Origin of the sequence: Leisingera aquaemixtae, assembly GCF_019801145.1 — a bacterium.
In the GTDB taxonomy this organism is placed as follows: domain Bacteria; phylum Pseudomonadota; class Alphaproteobacteria; order Rhodobacterales; family Rhodobacteraceae; genus Leisingera; species Leisingera aquaemixtae_A.
The window spans coordinates 220,834-237,550 of record NZ_JAHVJQ010000004.1 but is presented as its reverse complement, the minus strand read 5'-3'; the positions used below and the strand labels follow the sequence as shown (position 1 = coordinate 237,550).

The window sequence follows — 16,717 nt, the reverse complement described above, 5'->3', positions numbered from 1 at the left end:
GACACTGGCGAAAGGATCAGCAAATGGCAATGGCAGATGTAACAGTGCGCGGGGCGGGCATTTTCGGCCTGTCAATTGCCTGGCTCTGCGCCCGGCACGGTGCAAAGGTGCAGGTGGTGGACCCGTTCGGGGCAGGTGCAGGCTCCAGCGGCGGCCTGGTCGGCGCCTTGGCCCCGCATGTGCCGGAAAACTGGAACTCCAAGAAGCAGTTCCAGCTTGAAAGCCTGCTGATGGCAGAAGGCTTCTGGGAAGGGGTCGAGGCCACCGGCGGTGTGTCCCCCGGTTACGGCCGCACCGGGCGCCTGCAGCCCATCAACGATGAACGCTCCCTAGAGCTTGCCCGCAGTCGCGAAGCTTCCGCCCGCAAACTGTGGAAGAATGAGGCCGAGTGGACGGTCTGCGACGCGGACAGCCTCGGGCCCTGGGTGCCGCCCAGCGCCACCGGCTATGTCATTCACGACACCCTCAGCGCCCGCATGCACCCCCGCCGCGCCTGCGCCGCGCTGGTCTCCGCCCTGGCGGTTATGGGTGTTGAGGTGCAGCAGGAAGCGGCCGATCAGGGCAAGGTGGTGCATGCCAAGGGCTACGCGGGCCTCTTGGAGCTGAACGAAAACTTCGGCAAGACGATCGGCGGCGGCGTCAAGGGCCAGGCGGCGCTCTTGCGCTTTCACGAAGGCGAGGTGCCGCAGCTCTATGCTGACGGCCTGCACATCATCCCGCATGCGGACGGAACCCTGGCGATCGGCTCCACCAGCGAACGGGAATTCGACGACGGAAGAGCCACTGATGGCCAGCTTGACGACGTGATTGAGCGCGCCCGCGCCGCGGTGCCGGTGCTGCACGGGGCGGAGGTCATCGAACGCTGGGCCGGCGTGCGCCCCCGGGCCAAGTCCCGTGCCCCGATGCTCGGCGCCTGGCCGGGCCGCAATGGCCATTACATTGCTAACGGTGGCTTCAAGATCGGCTTCGGCATGGCCCCCAAGGTAGCACATGTGATGGCGGACCTGCTGCTGGAAGACATGGACAGCATCCCGCAAGGCTTCAGGGTAGAGGACAACCTCTAATCCCAGCCCCTTCGCCCTTTGACGGGCCAAGGGCGGCGCCAGTCGCCGCGCAGCAGCACTACGCCCAAGCCGCTAATCTGCCCGGCTCAGGGCACCCTTGGGCCCAGGAGCGCTCCGATTCATAGCTTGGGGGCTGCCGTTGCGCTCATGCACTGCCGCCCGTCCGGTCCGCGCACCCACAGGTCCGGGCCGTTGCGGCACAAAACGGCGCTTTCGGAATGCATCAGCGGCGACGACGCCCGGAACGAAAACTCCGCCAGTGGCCCCATCAGTTCCTCTGCCAGCAGCATCAGGTGCTGCGCCAGCAGCGGTCCGTGCACCACCAGACCTTCGTAACCCTCAACATCGCGGGCGTAGTCCAGGTCATAGTGGATCCGGTGCCCGTTGAAGGTCAGCGCCGAGTAACGGAACAGCAGGGTTGAGCTGAACGACACCTCCCGCGCTTCCGTCTCGTCGGTACGCGCTTCTGGCGGCACAGGTTTCGGCGCTGCCGGATCGGGGTCCTCGCGATAGACCAGATCATGCCATTCGGTCAGGCACAGCGCGCCCTCCTGCCGGATCTCATGGCGCAGCGTCACAATCCCCAAGGGCCCGGTTCTGCCGGTTTTCCGCTCCGCCTTTTCCAGCACGGAGGTTTTCTCTGCCGCGATGCCGGCCCGCAAAGGCGCCTGAAACCGCAACCGCCCGCCAGCCCACATGCGCCGCGGCAGGCCCATGTCCGGGATCAGCCCGGCTCCGCCGACCTTGGGGTGACCGTCGCGGCCCAGTGCACCCGGCGGCAGCGGCGTCCAGAAGTAAAGCTGATGAAAGAAGGGCGGCAGCCGGCTGCCTGCCGCAACCTGCGGCGTCAGCCCCAGCGCAGCCTGAAAGGCGGCTGCGCGGGCCGGGTCCATCATGTCCGTTACAAGCAGCGCGGGGGCGGAGGCGGTGTCGTTACTCATGCCGCCACATTAGCCGCGCCCCGCCAGGTGGCAAGTTCAGCGGCTGATGTTTTCCCGCAGCTTCTGCATCAGCTTGGTCAGCGTGGCCTCGTACTGGTCGCTCGTCAGCCGTCCGCGCTCGTCAAATTCCTTGCTGGATCCGGCAAGATGCACCTCAGGTCCGGTGATCAGCCGCGGCTGGAAGGGCACCAGGAAGCCGCGCAGGATCATCTGCGCGCGCTCGCCCCCGGCCCGGCCTGCCGCCGCTGACATCACCGCCACCGGCTTGTCCGCCCAGGGGCTGCCCTCGGTGCGGCTGACCCAGTCGAGCGCATTCTTCAGCACGCCCGACGGCCCCTTGTTGTATTCCGGGGTGGAGATCGCCACCGCATCCGCAGCCGCGATCTGATCTGCTAGCACCTGCACGGCAGGCGGGATCCCCTCCGCTGCTTCTACATCGCCATCATACAGCGGCAGGTTCAGATCGGCCTCCACGACAGTGGCCGGGCCGAACACCCGCGCGGCTTCGGCCAGAAGCTTGCGGTTGGTGGCCTCACGGCGCAGCGAGCCGGAAATGGTCAGCAGGACAGGGTCAGCCATGGGGAGTTCCTTCTGTTCGCGTCTGTGTTGCCCCTATCATGTAAGAGGCCGCCTCCAGCATGAAACAGCCATGCCCGCGCAAGCAATGTGCAGCGTTGCGTAAAGCTGCTGTAGCAGAACGAAAACAGCCCGCCCCTTGCGGGGCGGGCTGCAATTCATGCCGGCAGAGCCAGATCAGGCAGCCTGCGGGATCACCACCACCTCGACGCGGCGGTTGCGGGCCTTGCCCTCCGGCGTCAGGTTCGAGGCCACCGGCTGCTCCTCGCCGCGGCCGATGATGCGCATGCGGTGGTAAGGCACGCCGCCGGCTGCAATTTCGCTGGCCACTGCGTTGGCGCGGCGCTCTGACAGGCCCTGGTTGTAGCCCGCGTCGCCATCGCTGTCGGTATGGCCGATCACCTGGATGGTGCTGTTGGGGTAGCGCACCAGGCTGTTGGCCACGCGGCGCAGATCGCCCTGCACCGCCGGCGAGATTGCCGCGCTGTCGGTGGCAAAGGTCAAGTCATTCGGGAAGGACAGGATCAGCCGGTCGCCGGTGTTGACGATGGTGATATCGTCATTCGACAGGTTCTGGCGCAGCTCGCGCTCCTGCGCGTCCAGTTGGTTGCCGATCACGCTGCCTGCAGCGGCCCCGACCAGCGCGCCGGTCGCAGCCCCCAGCCCACGGTCGGAGTCGTTGGCAATCGCGCCAACGCCGGCACCGATGATACCGCCCAGAACCGCGCCCTTCTGGGTGTTGCTGCCCGGAGTGCCGATGGTTGCGGGGTCGGTACAGGCGCTCAGGCCCAGTGCTGCGGCGACAATACCAGCCGTGGTGAGTTTCATCTGCATTTTCAAATTGCCTTCTGCTTTCTAAGGTCCGGGCGGCGCCCGGCAGTCGGCACGAATATCGTGATGCTGCGCGGCGTTCTCAAGGGAAGGGAAATCCGGTTCGGCGGAATACCGCGCAAAACCCGCAGAAGGACCCGGTTTCAGGGCGAAAATGCGAAGTTCCAGCCTTCCTGTTCCATCCAGAGCCTGCGGAGGGTTTTCGCCTCGGCGGCAAAACTGTCCTCCCGGATCTCCGCCGACAGCATACGGTCGGTGCGGAAATGCCGGAAGCCGCCGCGCAATTCGCACCAGGCGGCGAGCATGGTGCATTCAATGTGATAGATCAGCGCCAGCGGCCGCAGGGTCCTGCGGCTTTCTCCGCGTTCGGGGCTGAGGTAGGTCAGCTGCAGCTTGCGGCATTCGCGCACCGCCTGGCGCAGCAGCGCCTTGGACACGCAGCCCTGCTCGGGGTCATCCAGCGGCGCCCCCCAGGGAGCCACCTGCAGCCATTCCGCCGAGGCATGCACATCACGAATCTTGCGGCTGACCCTGGCGGCGGCCTGCTGCATGGCGCCATCGCCGGTGCGCATCAGCATTGCCAGTCCGACGTGCAGCGCCTCCAGCTCTTCTTCGTCGAAATTAAGCGGTGGCAGATCATAGCCCTTGCGCAGCATGTAACCGATACCCGCCTCCCCCTCGACCGGCGTGCGCATCGCCTGCAAGGCGGCAATGTCGCGGTAGATGGTGCGTTTTGAGACCTCAAGCTTCTCCGCGAGGTCTTCCGCCCGCACCGGTGCCGGGGCAGAGCGCAGGATCTGGATGATTTCGAACAGGCGTCCGGTGCGGGGCATGGGCAGGCTCCAGTGACAATCTGCTGCCACCTTAACACAAGCCGCTGACAACAGGATGTCAGCAGACCTCTGGTTTTCTGCCTCTCAGAAAAAGGAGAAAACCCATGCTGAGTTATGACTGGTTCGTTCTGATCACCCTGGGACTGGACCGCTGGGAAAGCCAGCGGCGCCCCTTGGCCCCGCATGAAATCGAGCGCGAGGAAGCGCGCAGGCGATACGAAGCTCAGAGGGTTGCCCGCCCTACCCTTCCCGGCCTGCTTCATCGCCTGTTCAGCCGGCGGCGCGCATATCTCCGGCCGCCGCCTCCTCCTCCCGCGCGGCCTCAAAAGCAAGCATCGCGCGTTTGACCGGCAGCCCCCAGTGGTAACCGCCAAGAGCGCCGGACTTGCGCAGGGCACGGTGGCAGGGGATCAGCCAGCTGACCGGGTTGCGCCCGACCGCCGTGCCCACCGCCCGCACCGCCTTGGGTACGCCGATCGCCTGGGCCAGTTCGGAATATGTTGTGACATGGCCGGAAGGGATGCGCAGCAGCGCTTCCCAAACCTTGATCTGCAGCGGGGCGCCGATCATGTGCAGCGCAGTTTCGCCCTTCTGGGCAAAGGCCGCCTCTGCCAGGGGGCGGAGCGCTTCGGCGTCCTCAACATATTCCGCTTGCGGCCAGCGTGAGCGCATGTCTTCCATGGCGGCCTCGGCCCCGGTTTCGGCAGCAAAGCCAAGCCCGCAGATACCTTTCTCCGTCCCCATCACCAAGGCCAGTCCAAAGGGGCTGTCGAACCAGCCCCAGAAAATCCGCAGGCCATCCCCCCTGCGGGCATATTCTCCGGGGCTCATCGCCTCCCATCGAAGAAACAGGTCGTGCAGCCGGCCGGAGCCGGACAGCCCCACCGCATGCGATGCCTCCAGCGTGGTGAACCGTTCGCGCAGCAACGCCTTGGCATGGCCCAGCCGCAGATACTGCTGGTAGCGCTTTGGCGACACCCCGACCCAGGCCGAGAACAGCCGCTGAAAATGCGCCGGGCTCATGTCCATACGGGCGGCCAGCTGCTCCAGCGTCAGATCCTCGCCGCCATCGTCGATCAGCTCAATCGCCCGCCGCATGACGCCGTAGTGGTATGAGTTTTCCCGCGCTTCGATTTTCATTGGCCCAATCCGATTTTACTTGCAGCCAAGTTAATACGCCCGCCCCAAGCACGCGACCCGGAACTTGCGCTATTGCAGCATTCTCCCTCTAACTCTGATGAAGCGCTGCTTTCCCGCCCAATTTCAATTGCGCTTTAAGGTCCGCTCTGTACATATGGCGCGCGATGGCAAAGCAACTCGATTATCATACGCTCCGCGAAATCTTCACGCGGTTCCAGGCAGCCGAGCCCGAACCCAAGGGAGAGCTGGAGCACGTCAACGCCTACACGCTTGTGGTTGCCGTCGCGCTGTCGGCGCAGGCAACTGATGCCGGTGTCAACAAGGCAACCCGCGCGCTCTTCAAGGTCGCCGACACCCCGCAAAAAATGCTGGACCTGGGCGAGGAGCGCCTGATCGAGCATATCAAGACGATCGGCCTGTACCGCAACAAGGCCAAGAATGTGATCAAGCTGTCGAAGATCCTGGTGGAGGACTACGGCGGCGAAGTTCCGAACTCCCGGGCAGCCTTGCAGTCCCTGCCGGGGGTGGGCCGCAAGACCGCCAATGTGGTCCTGAACATGTGGTGGAAACAGCCCGCTCAGGCGGTGGACACTCATATCTTCCGCGTCGGCAACCGGTCCGGCATCGCGCCGGGCAAGGATGTGGATGCGGTGGAGCGCGCGATTGAGGACAATATCCCCGCGGACTTCCAGCAGCACGCCCATCACTGGCTGATCCTGCACGGGCGCTACCACTGCAAGGCGCGCAAGCCGATGTGCGGCAGCTGCATTATCCGCGACCTCTGCATGTATGAGGACAAGAACCTTTGAGGCTTTACCCGCCCGGCCTGCAGCCTGGCTAAACCTCGTCACTCCATATCGCTAGACAAATCCGCCGGACCCGGCGCAACACTCCCCGAGGAGGGCAGCCCATGACCAAAACCTACCAGCTCGTCGGAATCGGCAATGCCGTCGTCGATGTGATCGCCCAGTGCGAGGACAGTTTCCTGGCCGAGCAAGGCATCGAAAAAGGCATCATGCAGCTCATTGAGCGCGACCGCTGCGAGGATCTCTATGCGGCAATGGGAAACCGGGTTATGACTCCGGGCGGCTCGGTCGCCAACACCATCGCCGGCGCCGGTGCGCTGGGGCTCCAGGCCGCCTTCATCGGCCGGGTCCGTGACGACTCGCTGGGAAGTTTCTACGCGGATGCGATGAACAACGAGGGCGTTGGCTTTGTGAATCCGCCGGTTGCGGACGGCGAGATGCCGACCTCGCGGTCGATGATCTTTGTCTCGCCGGACGGTGAGCGTTCAATGAACACCTACCTTGGCATTTCGTCGGAACTGAGTTCCGCCGACGTGCCCCAGGACGTGGCCGGCAACGCGCAGATCATGTTCCTGGAGGGCTATCTGTTCGACAAGGACAAGGGCAAGACCGCCTTTCTGGAAGCGGCCCGCGACTGCCGTGAAGGCGGCGGCAAAGTTGGCATTTCGATCTCCGACCCGTTCTGCGTCGAGCGCCACCGGGCCGATTTCCTGAACCTGATCGGCAACGAGCTGGATTTCGTGATCGGCAACCAGGACGAAATCTGCGCCTTGTTCGAAACCAGCGACCTGGAAGAGGCAATGGCCAAAACCGCCGCGATCTGTCCGCTGGTGGTCTGCACCCGGTCCGGCGACGGCGTGACCGTGCTGAATGATGGCACGCGCGTCGACGTGCCGGTCGAAACCATCGTGCCGGTGGATGCGACCGGGGCCGGCGACCAGTTTGCTGCCGGCTTCCTGTACGGCTTGGCGACTGGCCGCAGCATGGAAACCTGCGCCCGCATGGGCTGCATCTGTGCAGGCGAAGTCATCCGCCATATCGGCCCGCGCCCCGAAACCAACGTCCGGCACCTGCTGGAAGAAGCCGGGCTGGTTTAATCCAGCCGGGCACTCCCGCCCGCCGGAACTGCAGCTCGCGGTGCACTTCCGGCCCTTGGGCGTAGCGCGGCGCGGCCTTGCCGCCCCGCGCAGCCTGCCTGCGGCAGGCACACGGGCTTACCGGTTCCGGCCTCAGCTGTCAGCCGAAAGCTGCGCCTTGCTCAGAAGCGCTTTGAAGGTCTCGACCTCCTGAGCGCTCATCCCGCTCAGCAGCCGTGTCTGAGTTTCAACATGGGCTGCGACGGCCCGGTCGATCAGGGCAAAGCCTTCTTCCGTCAGCCCGACCAGGAAACTGCGGCTGTCCTCCGGGTTCACCTCGCGCTTGACCAGTCCGTCCGCCTCCAGCCGGTCGATGCGGTTGGTCATGGTGCCGGACGCCACCATCGTCGCCTTCAGCAGATCGCCCGGCGACAGCGTGTAAGGCGCCCCGGACCGGCGCAGCGTGGCCAGCACGTCGAATTTGGCCGCGTTCAGCCCGAATTCCGCAAATGTCTTATGCATCTCGCGCTGATAGGCCAAGTACAGCCTGGCCACTCTGCCGATCACTCCCATGGCCGTCACATCCAGGTCCGGCCGCTCCTGCCCCCATTGCTGGGTGATAAAATCCACATGGTCCATGCCACCGGTTTAGGCATTTACATCTTGACGTCAAGATAAAACCTATTATCTCGACATCAAGACAAGGAGAAACACATGCCGATCCGGACCCTTCTGCTGACCGCGCTGGCCCCTGCCATCTGGGGCAGCAGCTACATCGTGACAACGACTTTCCTGCCAGGCCACTCGCCGCTGGTGGTAGCACTCCTCAGGGCGCTGCCCGCGGGCCTGCTGCTGCTGCTGCTGGTGCGCCAGCTACCGCCGCTCAGCTGGCTGCCGCGGCTGATGGTGCTTGGCGCGCTGAACTTCTCGCTGTTCTGGGTGCTGTTGTTCCTGTCCGCCTACCGCCTGCCCGGCGGGGTCGCCGCGACGCTTGGCGCCGTGCAGCCGCTGATCGTAGTGTTCCTGTCCGCCTTGCTGCTGCAGACGCAGATCCGCGCTGCTGCCGTTGCCGCCGCGCTTCTGAGCATGGCAGGCGTTGCCTTGCTGGTGCTGACCCCGGCCGCCAAGCTGGACACGCTGGGCGTCCTGGCCGGCCTTGGCGGCGCCTTGTCGATGGCCGCCGGCGTTGTTCTGACCCGGAAGTGGCAGCCGCCGGTGCCGCCGCTCACCTTCACCGCCTGGCAGCTGACCGCAGGCGGGCTGCTGCTGGTGCCTGTTGCGCTGTGGATGGTGCCGGAGATGCCGGTCTTCACGGCTGCCAATATCCTGGGCCTTGCCTACATGAGCCTCATCGGCGGTGCGCTGACTTATATCCTGTGGTTCCGCGGCCTCGCTCGGATCGACCCGTCGCAAGTCTCACTGCTCGGCGTCCTGAGCCCGCTGTCTGCCGTGATCCTGGGCTGGCTGCTGCTGGGAGAAACCCTGACGCCCAACCAGATGCTGGGCGCCACACTGGCCCTGTTCAGCCTTTGGCTCGGCCAGGTGCGGCTGCGGTCACAGCGCCCCGCAACCGCAGCTGAATAACCAGCATCACCGCGGCACGGCCGGTTCACAGGCCTTGCCGCGGTGGCAGTCCAGAACCTGCCGCCGCACGTTGGAGGTGTCGTCAAACGCAAACCCGCCGCAGGCGTTGGCCCGGACCACCAGCTCCTGCCCGCGCTGCTCGGCAAAGACCACATAGCCTGCACCGGGCTTCATGCCGCCGCACCAGGGTCCGAGGCACTCCACCTCAATAACCGCAGGCACACTAACCCGGGTTGAGAAATACTTTCCGTCCAGCAGCTTGCCTGAGAGCTGTGCCGGGATGCGGGTCAGCGGCGGGGTATCATTGGGATTGTCCGAATGAGACTTAGGCAGCTGGCTTTCGTCAAACCGCAGTTCACCCGCAATGACATTAAAGACGCTGTCCGAATTCGCGGCATGCAAATAGGCATCCGCAGGGCCCCAGGGAAGGCAGCTGAGGGCAGCAGCGGGGCCGGCGGCAACAGCCAGAATACACGCGGTCAGGGCAGCACCGGCTCCGGCAGGTCGAAGACAGGCTCGCAAATCCATCTCACAGATACTCCCGGAACTCTGCCACCACCCGCGCATAGACCTCGCGCTTGAACGGCACGATTTTCTCCACAAGGCTCTCCACCGGCTGCCAGCACCAGGCCGAGAACTCCGGATCATCCGTCTCGATATTGACCTGATCATCCGTCCCGAGGAACCGCATCAGATACCACTTCTGCTCTTGCCCGCGGTATTTTCCGCCCCAGAAGCTGGGCACCACGTCATGCGGCAGGTCATAGGGCAGCCAGCCGTTGCTTTCGGCGATGATCTCGACCAGCTCCGGCGCCACACCGGTTTCTTCCTCCAGCTCGCGCAGCGCCGCAATCCGCGGGTCCTCGCCCGCGTCAATCCCGCCCTGCGGCATCTGCCAGGCATCCTTGTAGCGGTCCTTGCGCTGGCCGACGAACACCGCACCCTCGGCATTGATCAGCATCACCCCGACGTTGGGGCGGTAGGGCAGCTTGGCAATCTCTTCCGGCGTCATCAGGCTCTCCTCGGCATGGGTTTTCACAACCTTAGACCGCTTGCCGCCGGGGCACGCAAGGGGGTGACGCGGCGTTTGCCCGTGACAAGGCGGCCCGCGCCCATGATCCTAGGGGCAACTGCCAGGGAGAGTTTCAAGATGACTGCGTACCCCAATCTGCTTGCCCCGCTGGATCTGGGCTTTACCACGCTGAAGAACCGGGTGCTGATGGGCTCGATGCACACGGGGCTGGAGGAAACCGGCGACTGGAACCGCGTTGCCGAATTCTATGCCGCCCGCGCCCGCGGCGGGGTGGCGCTGATGGTGACCGGCGGGATCGGCCCGAACCTGGAGGGCTCGGTGCTGCCCGGCGCCTCGATGATGACCTCGCCCAAAGACGTCGAAAACCACCGGGTGGTGACAAACCGGGTGCATGATGCTGGCGGCAAGATTGCCATGCAGATCCTGCACGCGGGCCGGTATGCCTACGGCCCGAAATGTGTCGCTCCCAGCCCGGTGAAATCTCCGATTTCCCCCTTCCCGCCGCACGAGCTGGACGAGGATGGCATCGAAAAGCAGATTGCCGACATCGTGAACGCCGCCCGGCTGGCACAGGAGGCAGGCTATGACGGCGTCGAGATCATGGGGAGCGAGGGCTACTTTCTCAACCAGTTCCTGGTCACCCACACCAACAAGCGCACCGACCGCTGGGGCGGCTCCTATGAAAACCGGATGCGCCTGCCGATTGAGGTCGTGCGCCGCACCCGCGAGGCCGTGGGCCGCGATTTCATCATCATCTACCGCCTGTCGATGATCGACCTTGTGCCAAACGGCTCCACCCACGAGGAGGTGGTGCAGCTGGCGCAGGAAATCGAGAAGGCCGGCGCCACAATCCTCAACACCGGCATCGGCTGGCACGAGGCACGCATTCCGACCATCGCCACCTCGGTTCCCCGCGCGGCGTTTGCCTGGGTCACCAAAAAGCTGATGGGCAAGGTCGGCATCCCGGTGATCACCTCGAACCGTATCAACACGCCGGAAGTGGCCGAAGAAGTCCTGGCGGATGGCTGCGCCGACATGGTGTCAATGGCGCGTCCGATGCTGGCGGACGCGGATTTCGTGGCCAAGGCCGAGGCCGGACAGGCAGACCAGATCGCCCCCTGCATCGCTTGCAACCAGGCCTGTCTCGACCATACCTTCAGCGGCAAGCTCACCTCCTGCCTGGTGAATCCGCGCGCCTGCCATGAGACCGAACTGGTGATTGAGCCTGCTGAGACCTCCAAGACCGTTGCCATCGTTGGCGCCGGCCCCGCGGGCCTCGCCACCGCGCTCACCGCCGCCCAGCGCGGCCACCAAGTGACGCTGTTCGACCGCGCCGATGAAATTGGCGGCCAGCTCAACATGGCCAAGCAGGTGCCGGGCAAGGAAGAATTCTGGGGGCTGGTCGACTGGTACCGGGTCATGGTGGCAGACGCCGGCATCACTCTGGAGCTGGGCCGCGAGGTTGCGGCAGAGGATCTGACCGGCTTCGACGAAGTGGTGATCGCCACCGGCGTCACCCCGCGCGACCCCGCCATTCCCGGCCAGGACCAAGACAATGTGCTCAGCTACATTGACGTTCTGCGCCACAAGAAACCGGTGGGACAGCGTGTCGCCGTGGTCGGCGCCGGCGGCATCGGCTTTGACGTCTCCGAATTCCTGCTGGAAGAGGGTCACAGCCCCACCACCGACCTGCCCGCCTGGATGAAGGAATGGGGTGTGGCCGACCCGGCGGAGCACCGCGCGGGCCTGGCGCCCGAGGGCCCTCAGCCCGCGGCCCCTGCCCGCCAGGTGACACTGCTGCAGCGCAAGGCCGAACGCCACGGAAAGCGGCTGGGCAAGACCACCGGCTGGATCCACCGGGCGACGCTCAAGATGAAGGAGGTGGAATTCGTCGGCGGCGTCAACTACGAGCGGATCGACGCTGAGGGCCTGCATGTGAGCTTCGGCGAAGCCCGCGAAAACCCGCGGGTGATCCTGGCGGACACCATCGTGCTCTGCGCGGGCCAGGTTTCCGAACGGTCTCTGGCTGATGAACTGGCCGAGCGCGGGATCTCTGCCCATGTGATCGGCGGCGCTGATGTGGCCGCGGAACTGGACGCCAAGCGCGCGATCAACCAGGGCACCCGCCTGGCCGCCAGCCTGTAAGGCAGCAGACGTCCTCCCGCTTGCGGCAGCCGCCCCTTTCAGGTCCGGCCCGCAGTTGGGCCGGGCACCGCGCCGGCGGCACGGCGGATGGCACCGCGCTCCGCGCGGTGCTGCGCCCAACGGGCGCGGCGTATTTTCAATGCGCCTAAGCTAGACGGGAACCGCCCGCAGCAGCCCTGCAGCAGCGTGGCCCGCGCGGCGCTCAGCCGTGTGCCGCGATGCTGTCCGCCGGGGCCTCCTCCCGCGCCTCCATCCCGTAATCGCGGATCACCCCCGCAACGCGCAGCCGGTAGTCCGCGAAATAGCCGCTGCGGCCCCTGGCCTGCGCTGCCCGGTGCGCCGGGACCTGGCGCCAGGCGGCCAAGGCCTCCTCGCTCTCCCAGAACGACAGCGACAGCAGCTTGCCCGGCGTTGTCAGGCTCTGGAAGCGCTCGACCGAGATGAACCCCTCAATCCCCTCAAACAGCGGCCGCAGCCCGGCGGCATGCTCAAGGTAAGTGTCCTTCATGCCCTCGGCCGGCTCCACTTCAAAAATAACGGCAATCATCAGGGTCTACTCCTATCCGTCGCCATGCGGGGCTGAGGCCAGTTTCAGCCAGGTCCGGTCTTCACGCAGCAAAATCCGTTCCTTCTGGGCAAATTCATAGTTCTCGCGCCCCAGCGGGTCTGCCGCCAGCCGCGCCCTGTAGGCCTCATACTCTGCCAGGCTGCCCACGTTATAAATACCATACGCCAAGGTCGAAGACCCCTCATGCGGTGCGAAATAACCAACCAGATCCGCCCCGCAGCGCGGAATCGCCTGGCCCCAGTTGCGGGCGTATTGTTCGAACTGCGCCTTCTTGGCGGGATCTATGTGATAGCGGATGATGCAGGTCAGCATGACAGGTCCTTTGTCTGTTCAGGACGTTCTGCCTAACCCGCCTCAGCTGCCGGATGCTTCGCTGCACACCGAAGCGTCACTCCACGTTGATGGTAATGACCTCGGACACCACGGGCGAGTCATGCGGCACGTGGCTGGCATCGCCAAGCACCAGTTGCAAGGTGTGGCGGCCTGGCGACAGCTCCAGTGTGGTCTCCGTCTGCCCGCCGCCGAAATGCACATGATGCTCATCCGCCGGCAGCCCGTTCAGTAGCTCATCCGCGCCGTCTTCGCCTTCTCCGATCGCCGGGCGGTCGATCAGAAGATGGTGATGGCCCGAGTGCTCTTTTTCCGTCCCGGCAGGCGCAACCTCCATGCCGGACAGACCAAACACCACCGTCACCGGCGAGGAAACCGTGTCTCCGTCCTTGAGGTTGACGAAAAAGACCTTCGCATCCGGATGCGACGGCGTGCGCTCTTGCGCCCCAAGCGGCGCGGCAAAGCTCAATACCGCGGCAGCAGCCAGCAGAAATTTCATGTCCAGTCCTCCGGCAATTCTCTCAACCAACAGGTTAGATCTAGCAGCGGGCCTGGCAACGGCAAATCCGGCATAGTGAGCAGTTGCACAAAAAGGCAGCACCGGCAGCCGACCGCGGCAATACCTTGTCCGTCCCGCTTGCCTGGCCCGCCCGGCGGAGGCAGTGTCTCCAGCGATATACAGGCAGGAGCCAGCCATGGTATTTGCAGTCATTCTGATGGGGCTGACCCCCAGCTTCCTGATGGTCGGGCTCGGCGGCATGGTACGCAAGCGTCTGGCTCCGCAAGCCTGGCAAGGCCTCGACAAGCTGAATTTCGAAGTGCTGTTTCCCGCGCTGCTGTTCTTTGCCGCCAGCGGCCGCCCCATTGCCGTCTCCGATCTGGGCCGTATCGGCCCCGCGGTCTGGAGCATTCTGGCCCTGGCGTTTGGCCTCGGCTGGCTGGCGCGCCGGTTCGGGCCCGAGAAGATTCTCGACTTCGCCGGCGCCTGGCAGACCGCCTGGCGCTTCAATACCGCCATTGCTTTTGTTGCGCTGCCTTCGGTCGGTGTAGAACTGACCGGTCAGATGGCAGTTGCAATCGGCATGGCGGTGCCGGTGGCCAATGTGATGGCGGTCACGGCACTGTCACGCGGCGGCAGCCTTTCGCTGCGCGAAACGGCCATCAAAATCGCGCTCAATCCATTCCTGCTGGCCTCCATCGCCGGCGTCGCAGTGGGGCTTTCGGGCTACAGGATCCCCGCCCCGGTTCTGGCCCCGGCCGAAATGCTGGCCCATGCGGCGATCCCCATTGCGCTGCTGTCGATCGGCGCCACCATGAACTGGCGGGCGCTGGCCCGGCTCGACCTGTTCAACGGTTATCTCTGCCTGGTCCGGCTGGTGCTGGTGCCGGCCATCGTGCTGGCGGCCTGCCTGCTGCTGGGAACCGAGCCCGGCTTTGCCGCGGTGCTGGTTCTGTTCGCTGCACTGCCCACCGCATCCGCGGCGCATGTGCTGGCCTCGGCCTTTGGCGCGGACCGAACGCTTGCTGCCACACTTATTGCGCAATCCACCCTGCTCAGCGCGGTAACACTGCCCCTGTGGATCCTGACCATCAAGCTTGCGCTTTAAGGTTTCGTTAGGACCTCTTAGGCCCGCCACCCCCTTCCAGACGCCGCCGTTTCCACAGCGCAAACGATCCCGGCGAAACCTCGCAATTATCCCACCTCCGCCCCGATCTTGCCCGATTTGCCCGTCAGCTTCAGGGCAACAGGATATGCGAGGACGGGTGCACATGGACCGACTGATGGAAATGGAGGCCTTTGCCAATGTGGTGGACCAGGGCGGTTTCACCGATGCGGCGCGGAAGATGGGAATATCGAAGTCGGCCGTCTCCAAACATGTCTCCAGCCTTGAAGCCCGCCTCGGCGCAAGGCTGCTGAACCGCACCACCCGCCGGGTGTCCCCGACCGAGATCGGCCTGGCCTATTACGACCGCGCCCGCCGGGTGCTGAATGACGCAGGTGAAGCGGATGCGCTGGTCACCTCGATGCAATCGGCGCCTTCGGGCCTGTTGCGGATTTCGGTTGCCACCGACTTCGGCGTCAACCATCTGTCGCCGGTGCTGTCGGACTTCCTGCGCGACTTCCCGGACATCACCGTCAACATGGTGCTGAACAACCGCTATGTGGAGCTGATCTCCGAAGGCTTCGACATGGCGGTCCGCATCGGCGAGCTGGAGGACAGCAGCTTGCGCGCCCGCAAGCTGACCGAGACCACCAAGCGTATGATCGCCTCTCCGGAATATCTGGAGAAATTCGGCCGCCCGCAGAAAATCGACGAGCTTAACACCCACAAACTGCTGCACTACTCCAGCCAGTCCAGCGGCAACGTCTGGAAGATCACCGCGCCCTCGGGTGAAAAGCGTCAGGTGCGCACCTCCGGCTGGCTGTCCGTCAATGACGGGCAATCGCTGCTGAACGCCGCGATTTCCGGCCTCGGCATCGCCTACCTGCCCAGCTACCTCTACTCCGCAGCGATGGAGGAGGGGCTGGTCGAGGACGTGATGCCCAGCCTGCCGGTGGAAACCCAAGGCATTTATGCCGTCTACCCGCCCGGCAAGTTCACCCAGCCCAAGGTGCGGGCCTTTATCGATTTCCTGGTTGCGGCCTTTGCCGACCGCGACCCGTCCGAATGGAAAACCTGAACCGGTTCAACGGAAAACCGGAACAAGACTTCCCTCGAAGACCTGCCCCCGCGCCACTCGCGGGGGCTTTTTTTGCAGAGGTTGCAGCAGAGAAACGCACGGGCGGACCGCAAGGCTCCCGCCCGTCCCGGGCCAATCGCAGATTGACCCGCTTCCGTTGGGCCAGGCGCCGCTTCGTGGCGCGCGCCGTGCGCCAGCACGGGGCCGGGCCCAAGGCTTGCTGCGGCATCTGCGATGCTGCGGCCAAGGCGCGGGGGCACCCTGCCGCTGAAATGGCGGCTTGGTCAGCTTTTGTAGTGCGGCGCCTCTGCATCCAGTCGGCGGCGGATGGCATGCCACTCCAGCTCGCCCTCGTAGCCGTACCAGTCGCTGACGGCCATGTCGCGCAGATGGCGCTTCTGCTCCGCCTCGGGAATGGTGCGGATCTCCACCCCCGGGCAGGCCGCGGCCTTCTGCACCTCCAGCTGCACCGCACAGGCCTGATCCAGGTAGAAGGAGCGGAAGAACGCCTCGCCCGCGGTCGCCCCGAACACAAAGGCACCGTGCCAGGCTTCCACCACCGCCTTCCTGCCGCGGCCGGCGTCCAGCAATCCGTTCAGAAAATCTTCGGTGCATTCGAACTCGTAATCCGTATACCCCAGCACATCGCCGCCGCCGATCATCAGATAGGCCTGGCTGTAGGGGCCCACCCCGCCGGTCTGGGCCGACACCCCCATGATTGCCTTGGTGTGGATATGCATGATGCAGTTCTTCTCCGGCTCCGCCTCGAAAAACAGCTTGCCGATTTCGGTGGCCGAGGGGTTCGGCTCGCCGTTTTCCGGATTGTGGTTCACCCGGTCGAAACCGACTTTGATCAGGTTGGAGGCGGTCACCTCCTCATGCATCCAGCCATAGTGATGGGTGATCAGCGCGTCCTCGCCCGGCACCCGGATCGCGTGCCACTGGTTGGTCTGATCGGTCAGCCGGTATTTCACCAGCGCATTGTAAATCGCAGCCAGCTCGCAGCGGGCCTCCCATTCGGCGTCCGAACAATTGGCCGGGCGGCCCTGCAGCGGGGTCGGGGTCATGACGGTCATTGGCGTTTCCTTTCCTGTGACTGGAGGAACCC

At 64.8% G+C, this 16,717-nt stretch carries 19 protein-coding genes; 7 read left to right on the top strand and 12 right to left on the bottom strand.

The genetic code is table 11. The features are described from left to right. The first annotated feature begins 23 nt into the window (after nucleotides 1-23). A complete protein-coding gene (locus KUW17_RS11470) occupies nucleotides 24-1,064 on the top strand; it encodes an NAD(P)/FAD-dependent oxidoreductase (protein ID WP_222479136.1) in 1,041 nt (346 codons plus the stop codon). Nucleotides 1,065-1,183: 119 nt separating this feature from the next. Here the strand turns inward: KUW17_RS11470 and KUW17_RS11465 are convergent, their stop codons facing one another. The 5 genes from KUW17_RS11465 to KUW17_RS11445 form a co-directional block, all read right to left on the bottom strand. Continuing rightward, on the bottom strand, nucleotides 1,184-2,005 hold the full coding sequence (locus KUW17_RS11465) for an acyl dehydratase (protein ID WP_222479134.1): 822 nt from the start codon (nucleotides 2,003-2,005) through the stop codon (nucleotides 1,184-1,186). A gap of 36 nt (nucleotides 2,006-2,041) precedes the next feature. Further along, entirely contained in the window at nucleotides 2,042-2,584 is a 543-nt protein-coding gene (locus KUW17_RS11460) for an NADPH-dependent FMN reductase (protein WP_222479131.1), read from the bottom strand. A 174-nt stretch (nucleotides 2,585-2,758) separates the two neighbouring features. After that, complete coding sequence (locus KUW17_RS11455) at nucleotides 2,759-3,415, bottom strand: OmpA family protein (RefSeq protein ID WP_222479129.1); 657 nt, start codon at nucleotides 3,413-3,415, stop codon at nucleotides 2,759-2,761. 140 nt (nucleotides 3,416-3,555) lie between these two features. Further along, nucleotides 3,556-4,245 carry a helix-turn-helix transcriptional regulator gene (locus KUW17_RS11450; protein ID WP_222479127.1) on the bottom strand — a complete coding sequence of 230 codons (690 nt, stop codon included), beginning with the start codon at nucleotides 4,243-4,245 and terminating at the stop codon, nucleotides 3,556-3,558. Between the two features lie 270 nt (nucleotides 4,246-4,515). Further along, entirely contained in the window at nucleotides 4,516-5,385 is an 870-nt protein-coding gene (locus KUW17_RS11445) for a methylated-DNA--[protein]-cysteine S-methyltransferase (protein WP_222479125.1), read from the bottom strand. Between the two features lie 164 nt (nucleotides 5,386-5,549). On the opposite strand from KUW17_RS11445, the gene nth reads away from it, so the two are divergent. Both nth and KUW17_RS11435 read left to right on the top strand, forming a co-directional pair. Next, the gene (gene nth / locus KUW17_RS11440) at nucleotides 5,550-6,194 is read left to right on the top strand and encodes an endonuclease III (protein ID WP_222479123.1); all 645 of its coding nucleotides are present in this window, start codon (nucleotides 5,550-5,552) and stop codon (nucleotides 6,192-6,194) included. 101 nt (nucleotides 6,195-6,295) lie between these two features. Beyond that, entirely contained in the window at nucleotides 6,296-7,288 is a 993-nt protein-coding gene (locus tag KUW17_RS11435; RefSeq protein WP_222479121.1) for an adenosine kinase, read from the top strand. A 132-nt stretch (nucleotides 7,289-7,420) separates the two neighbouring features. Here KUW17_RS11435 and KUW17_RS11430 read toward each other — a convergent pair whose 3' ends face one another. After that, complete coding sequence (locus KUW17_RS11430; RefSeq protein ID WP_222479119.1) at nucleotides 7,421-7,906, bottom strand: MarR family winged helix-turn-helix transcriptional regulator; 486 nt, start codon at nucleotides 7,904-7,906, stop codon at nucleotides 7,421-7,423. A 75-nt stretch (nucleotides 7,907-7,981) separates the two neighbouring features. Between KUW17_RS11430 and KUW17_RS11425 the strand changes: the two genes are divergently transcribed. After that, entirely contained in the window at nucleotides 7,982-8,851 is an 870-nt protein-coding gene (locus KUW17_RS11425) for an EamA family transporter (RefSeq protein ID WP_222479117.1), read from the top strand. A 6-nt stretch (nucleotides 8,852-8,857) separates the two neighbouring features. Here KUW17_RS11425 and KUW17_RS11420 read toward each other — a convergent pair whose 3' ends face one another. Beyond that, complete coding sequence (locus KUW17_RS11420) at nucleotides 8,858-9,253, bottom strand: hypothetical protein (protein ID WP_261397165.1); 396 nt, start codon at nucleotides 9,251-9,253, stop codon at nucleotides 8,858-8,860. A 127-nt stretch (nucleotides 9,254-9,380) separates the two neighbouring features. Beyond that, nucleotides 9,381-9,863, bottom strand: a complete 483-nt coding sequence (locus KUW17_RS11415; RefSeq protein ID WP_222479113.1) for an RNA pyrophosphohydrolase — start codon at nucleotides 9,861-9,863, stop codon at nucleotides 9,381-9,383. Nucleotides 9,864-10,001: 138 nt separating this feature from the next. Here KUW17_RS11415 and KUW17_RS11410 point away from each other — a divergent pair, with 138 nt between their 5' ends. Beyond that, a complete protein-coding gene (locus KUW17_RS11410) occupies nucleotides 10,002-12,029 on the top strand; it encodes an NADPH-dependent 2,4-dienoyl-CoA reductase (RefSeq protein WP_222479111.1) in 2,028 nt (675 codons plus the stop codon). A gap of 202 nt (nucleotides 12,030-12,231) precedes the next feature. Here the strand turns inward: KUW17_RS11410 and KUW17_RS11405 are convergent, their stop codons facing one another. The 3 genes from KUW17_RS11405 to KUW17_RS11395 form a co-directional block, all read right to left on the bottom strand. Then, complete coding sequence (locus tag KUW17_RS11405) at nucleotides 12,232-12,576, bottom strand: antibiotic biosynthesis monooxygenase family protein (RefSeq protein ID WP_222479109.1); 345 nt, start codon at nucleotides 12,574-12,576, stop codon at nucleotides 12,232-12,234. A 12-nt stretch (nucleotides 12,577-12,588) separates the two neighbouring features. Continuing rightward, nucleotides 12,589-12,909: an NIPSNAP family protein gene (locus KUW17_RS11400; protein ID WP_222479106.1), complete on the bottom strand. Its 321-nt coding sequence runs from the start codon at nucleotides 12,907-12,909 to the stop codon at nucleotides 12,589-12,591. Between the two features lie 76 nt (nucleotides 12,910-12,985). Next, entirely contained in the window at nucleotides 12,986-13,426 is a 441-nt protein-coding gene (locus KUW17_RS11395; RefSeq protein WP_222479104.1) for a DUF4399 domain-containing protein, read from the bottom strand. 196 nt (nucleotides 13,427-13,622) lie between these two features. On the opposite strand from KUW17_RS11395, the gene KUW17_RS11390 reads away from it, so the two are divergent. Beyond that, complete coding sequence (locus KUW17_RS11390; RefSeq protein WP_261397164.1) at nucleotides 13,623-14,534, top strand: AEC family transporter; 912 nt, start codon at nucleotides 13,623-13,625, stop codon at nucleotides 14,532-14,534. Nucleotides 14,535-14,697: 163 nt separating this feature from the next. Then, on the top strand, nucleotides 14,698-15,609 hold the full coding sequence (locus tag KUW17_RS11385; protein ID WP_222479101.1) for a LysR family transcriptional regulator: 912 nt from the start codon (nucleotides 14,698-14,700) through the stop codon (nucleotides 15,607-15,609). A 284-nt stretch (nucleotides 15,610-15,893) separates the two neighbouring features. On the opposite strand, the gene KUW17_RS11380 is transcribed toward KUW17_RS11385, so the two are convergent. Beyond that, nucleotides 15,894-16,685 (bottom strand): class II aldolase/adducin family protein, encoded by a 792-nt coding sequence (locus KUW17_RS11380; protein WP_222479099.1) that lies wholly within the window; start codon nucleotides 16,683-16,685, stop codon nucleotides 15,894-15,896. Between the last annotated feature and the right edge of the window lie 32 nt (nucleotides 16,686-16,717).

Coding starts and splice junctions, on each gene's coding strand:
- KUW17_RS11470 (WP_222479136.1), top strand. CDS start 24: ATGGCAATGGCAGATGTAACAGTGCGCGGGGCGGGCATTTTCGGCCTG.
- KUW17_RS11465 (WP_222479134.1), bottom strand. CDS start 2,005: ATGAGTAACGACACCGCCTCCGCCCCCGCGCTGCTTGTAACGGACATG.
- KUW17_RS11460 (WP_222479131.1), bottom strand. CDS start 2,584: ATGGCTGACCCTGTCCTGCTGACCATTTCCGGCTCGCTGCGCCGTGAG.
- KUW17_RS11455 (WP_222479129.1), bottom strand. CDS start 3,415: ATGCAGATGAAACTCACCACGGCTGGTATTGTCGCCGCAGCACTGGGC.
- KUW17_RS11450 (WP_222479127.1), bottom strand. CDS start 4,245: ATGCCCCGCACCGGACGCCTGTTCGAAATCATCCAGATCCTGCGCTCT.
- KUW17_RS11445 (WP_222479125.1), bottom strand. CDS start 5,385: ATGAAAATCGAAGCGCGGGAAAACTCATACCACTACGGCGTCATGCGG.
- nth (WP_222479123.1), top strand. CDS start 5,550: ATGGCAAAGCAACTCGATTATCATACGCTCCGCGAAATCTTCACGCGG.
- KUW17_RS11435 (WP_222479121.1), top strand. CDS start 6,296: ATGACCAAAACCTACCAGCTCGTCGGAATCGGCAATGCCGTCGTCGAT.
- KUW17_RS11430 (WP_222479119.1), bottom strand. CDS start 7,906: ATGGACCATGTGGATTTTATCACCCAGCAATGGGGGCAGGAGCGGCCG.
- KUW17_RS11425 (WP_222479117.1), top strand. CDS start 7,982: ATGCCGATCCGGACCCTTCTGCTGACCGCGCTGGCCCCTGCCATCTGG.
- KUW17_RS11415 (WP_222479113.1), bottom strand. CDS start 9,863: ATGACGCCGGAAGAGATTGCCAAGCTGCCCTACCGCCCCAACGTCGGG.
- KUW17_RS11410 (WP_222479111.1), top strand. CDS start 10,002: ATGACTGCGTACCCCAATCTGCTTGCCCCGCTGGATCTGGGCTTTACC.
- KUW17_RS11405 (WP_222479109.1), bottom strand. CDS start 12,576: ATGATTGCCGTTATTTTTGAAGTGGAGCCGGCCGAGGGCATGAAGGAC.
- KUW17_RS11400 (WP_222479106.1), bottom strand. CDS start 12,909: ATGCTGACCTGCATCATCCGCTATCACATAGATCCCGCCAAGAAGGCG.
- KUW17_RS11395 (WP_222479104.1), bottom strand. CDS start 13,426: ATGAAATTTCTGCTGGCTGCTGCCGCGGTATTGAGCTTTGCCGCGCCG.
- KUW17_RS11390 (WP_261397164.1), top strand. CDS start 13,623: ATGGTATTTGCAGTCATTCTGATGGGGCTGACCCCCAGCTTCCTGATG.
- KUW17_RS11385 (WP_222479101.1), top strand. CDS start 14,698: ATGGACCGACTGATGGAAATGGAGGCCTTTGCCAATGTGGTGGACCAG.
- KUW17_RS11380 (WP_222479099.1), bottom strand. CDS start 16,685: ATGACCGTCATGACCCCGACCCCGCTGCAGGGCCGCCCGGCCAATTGT.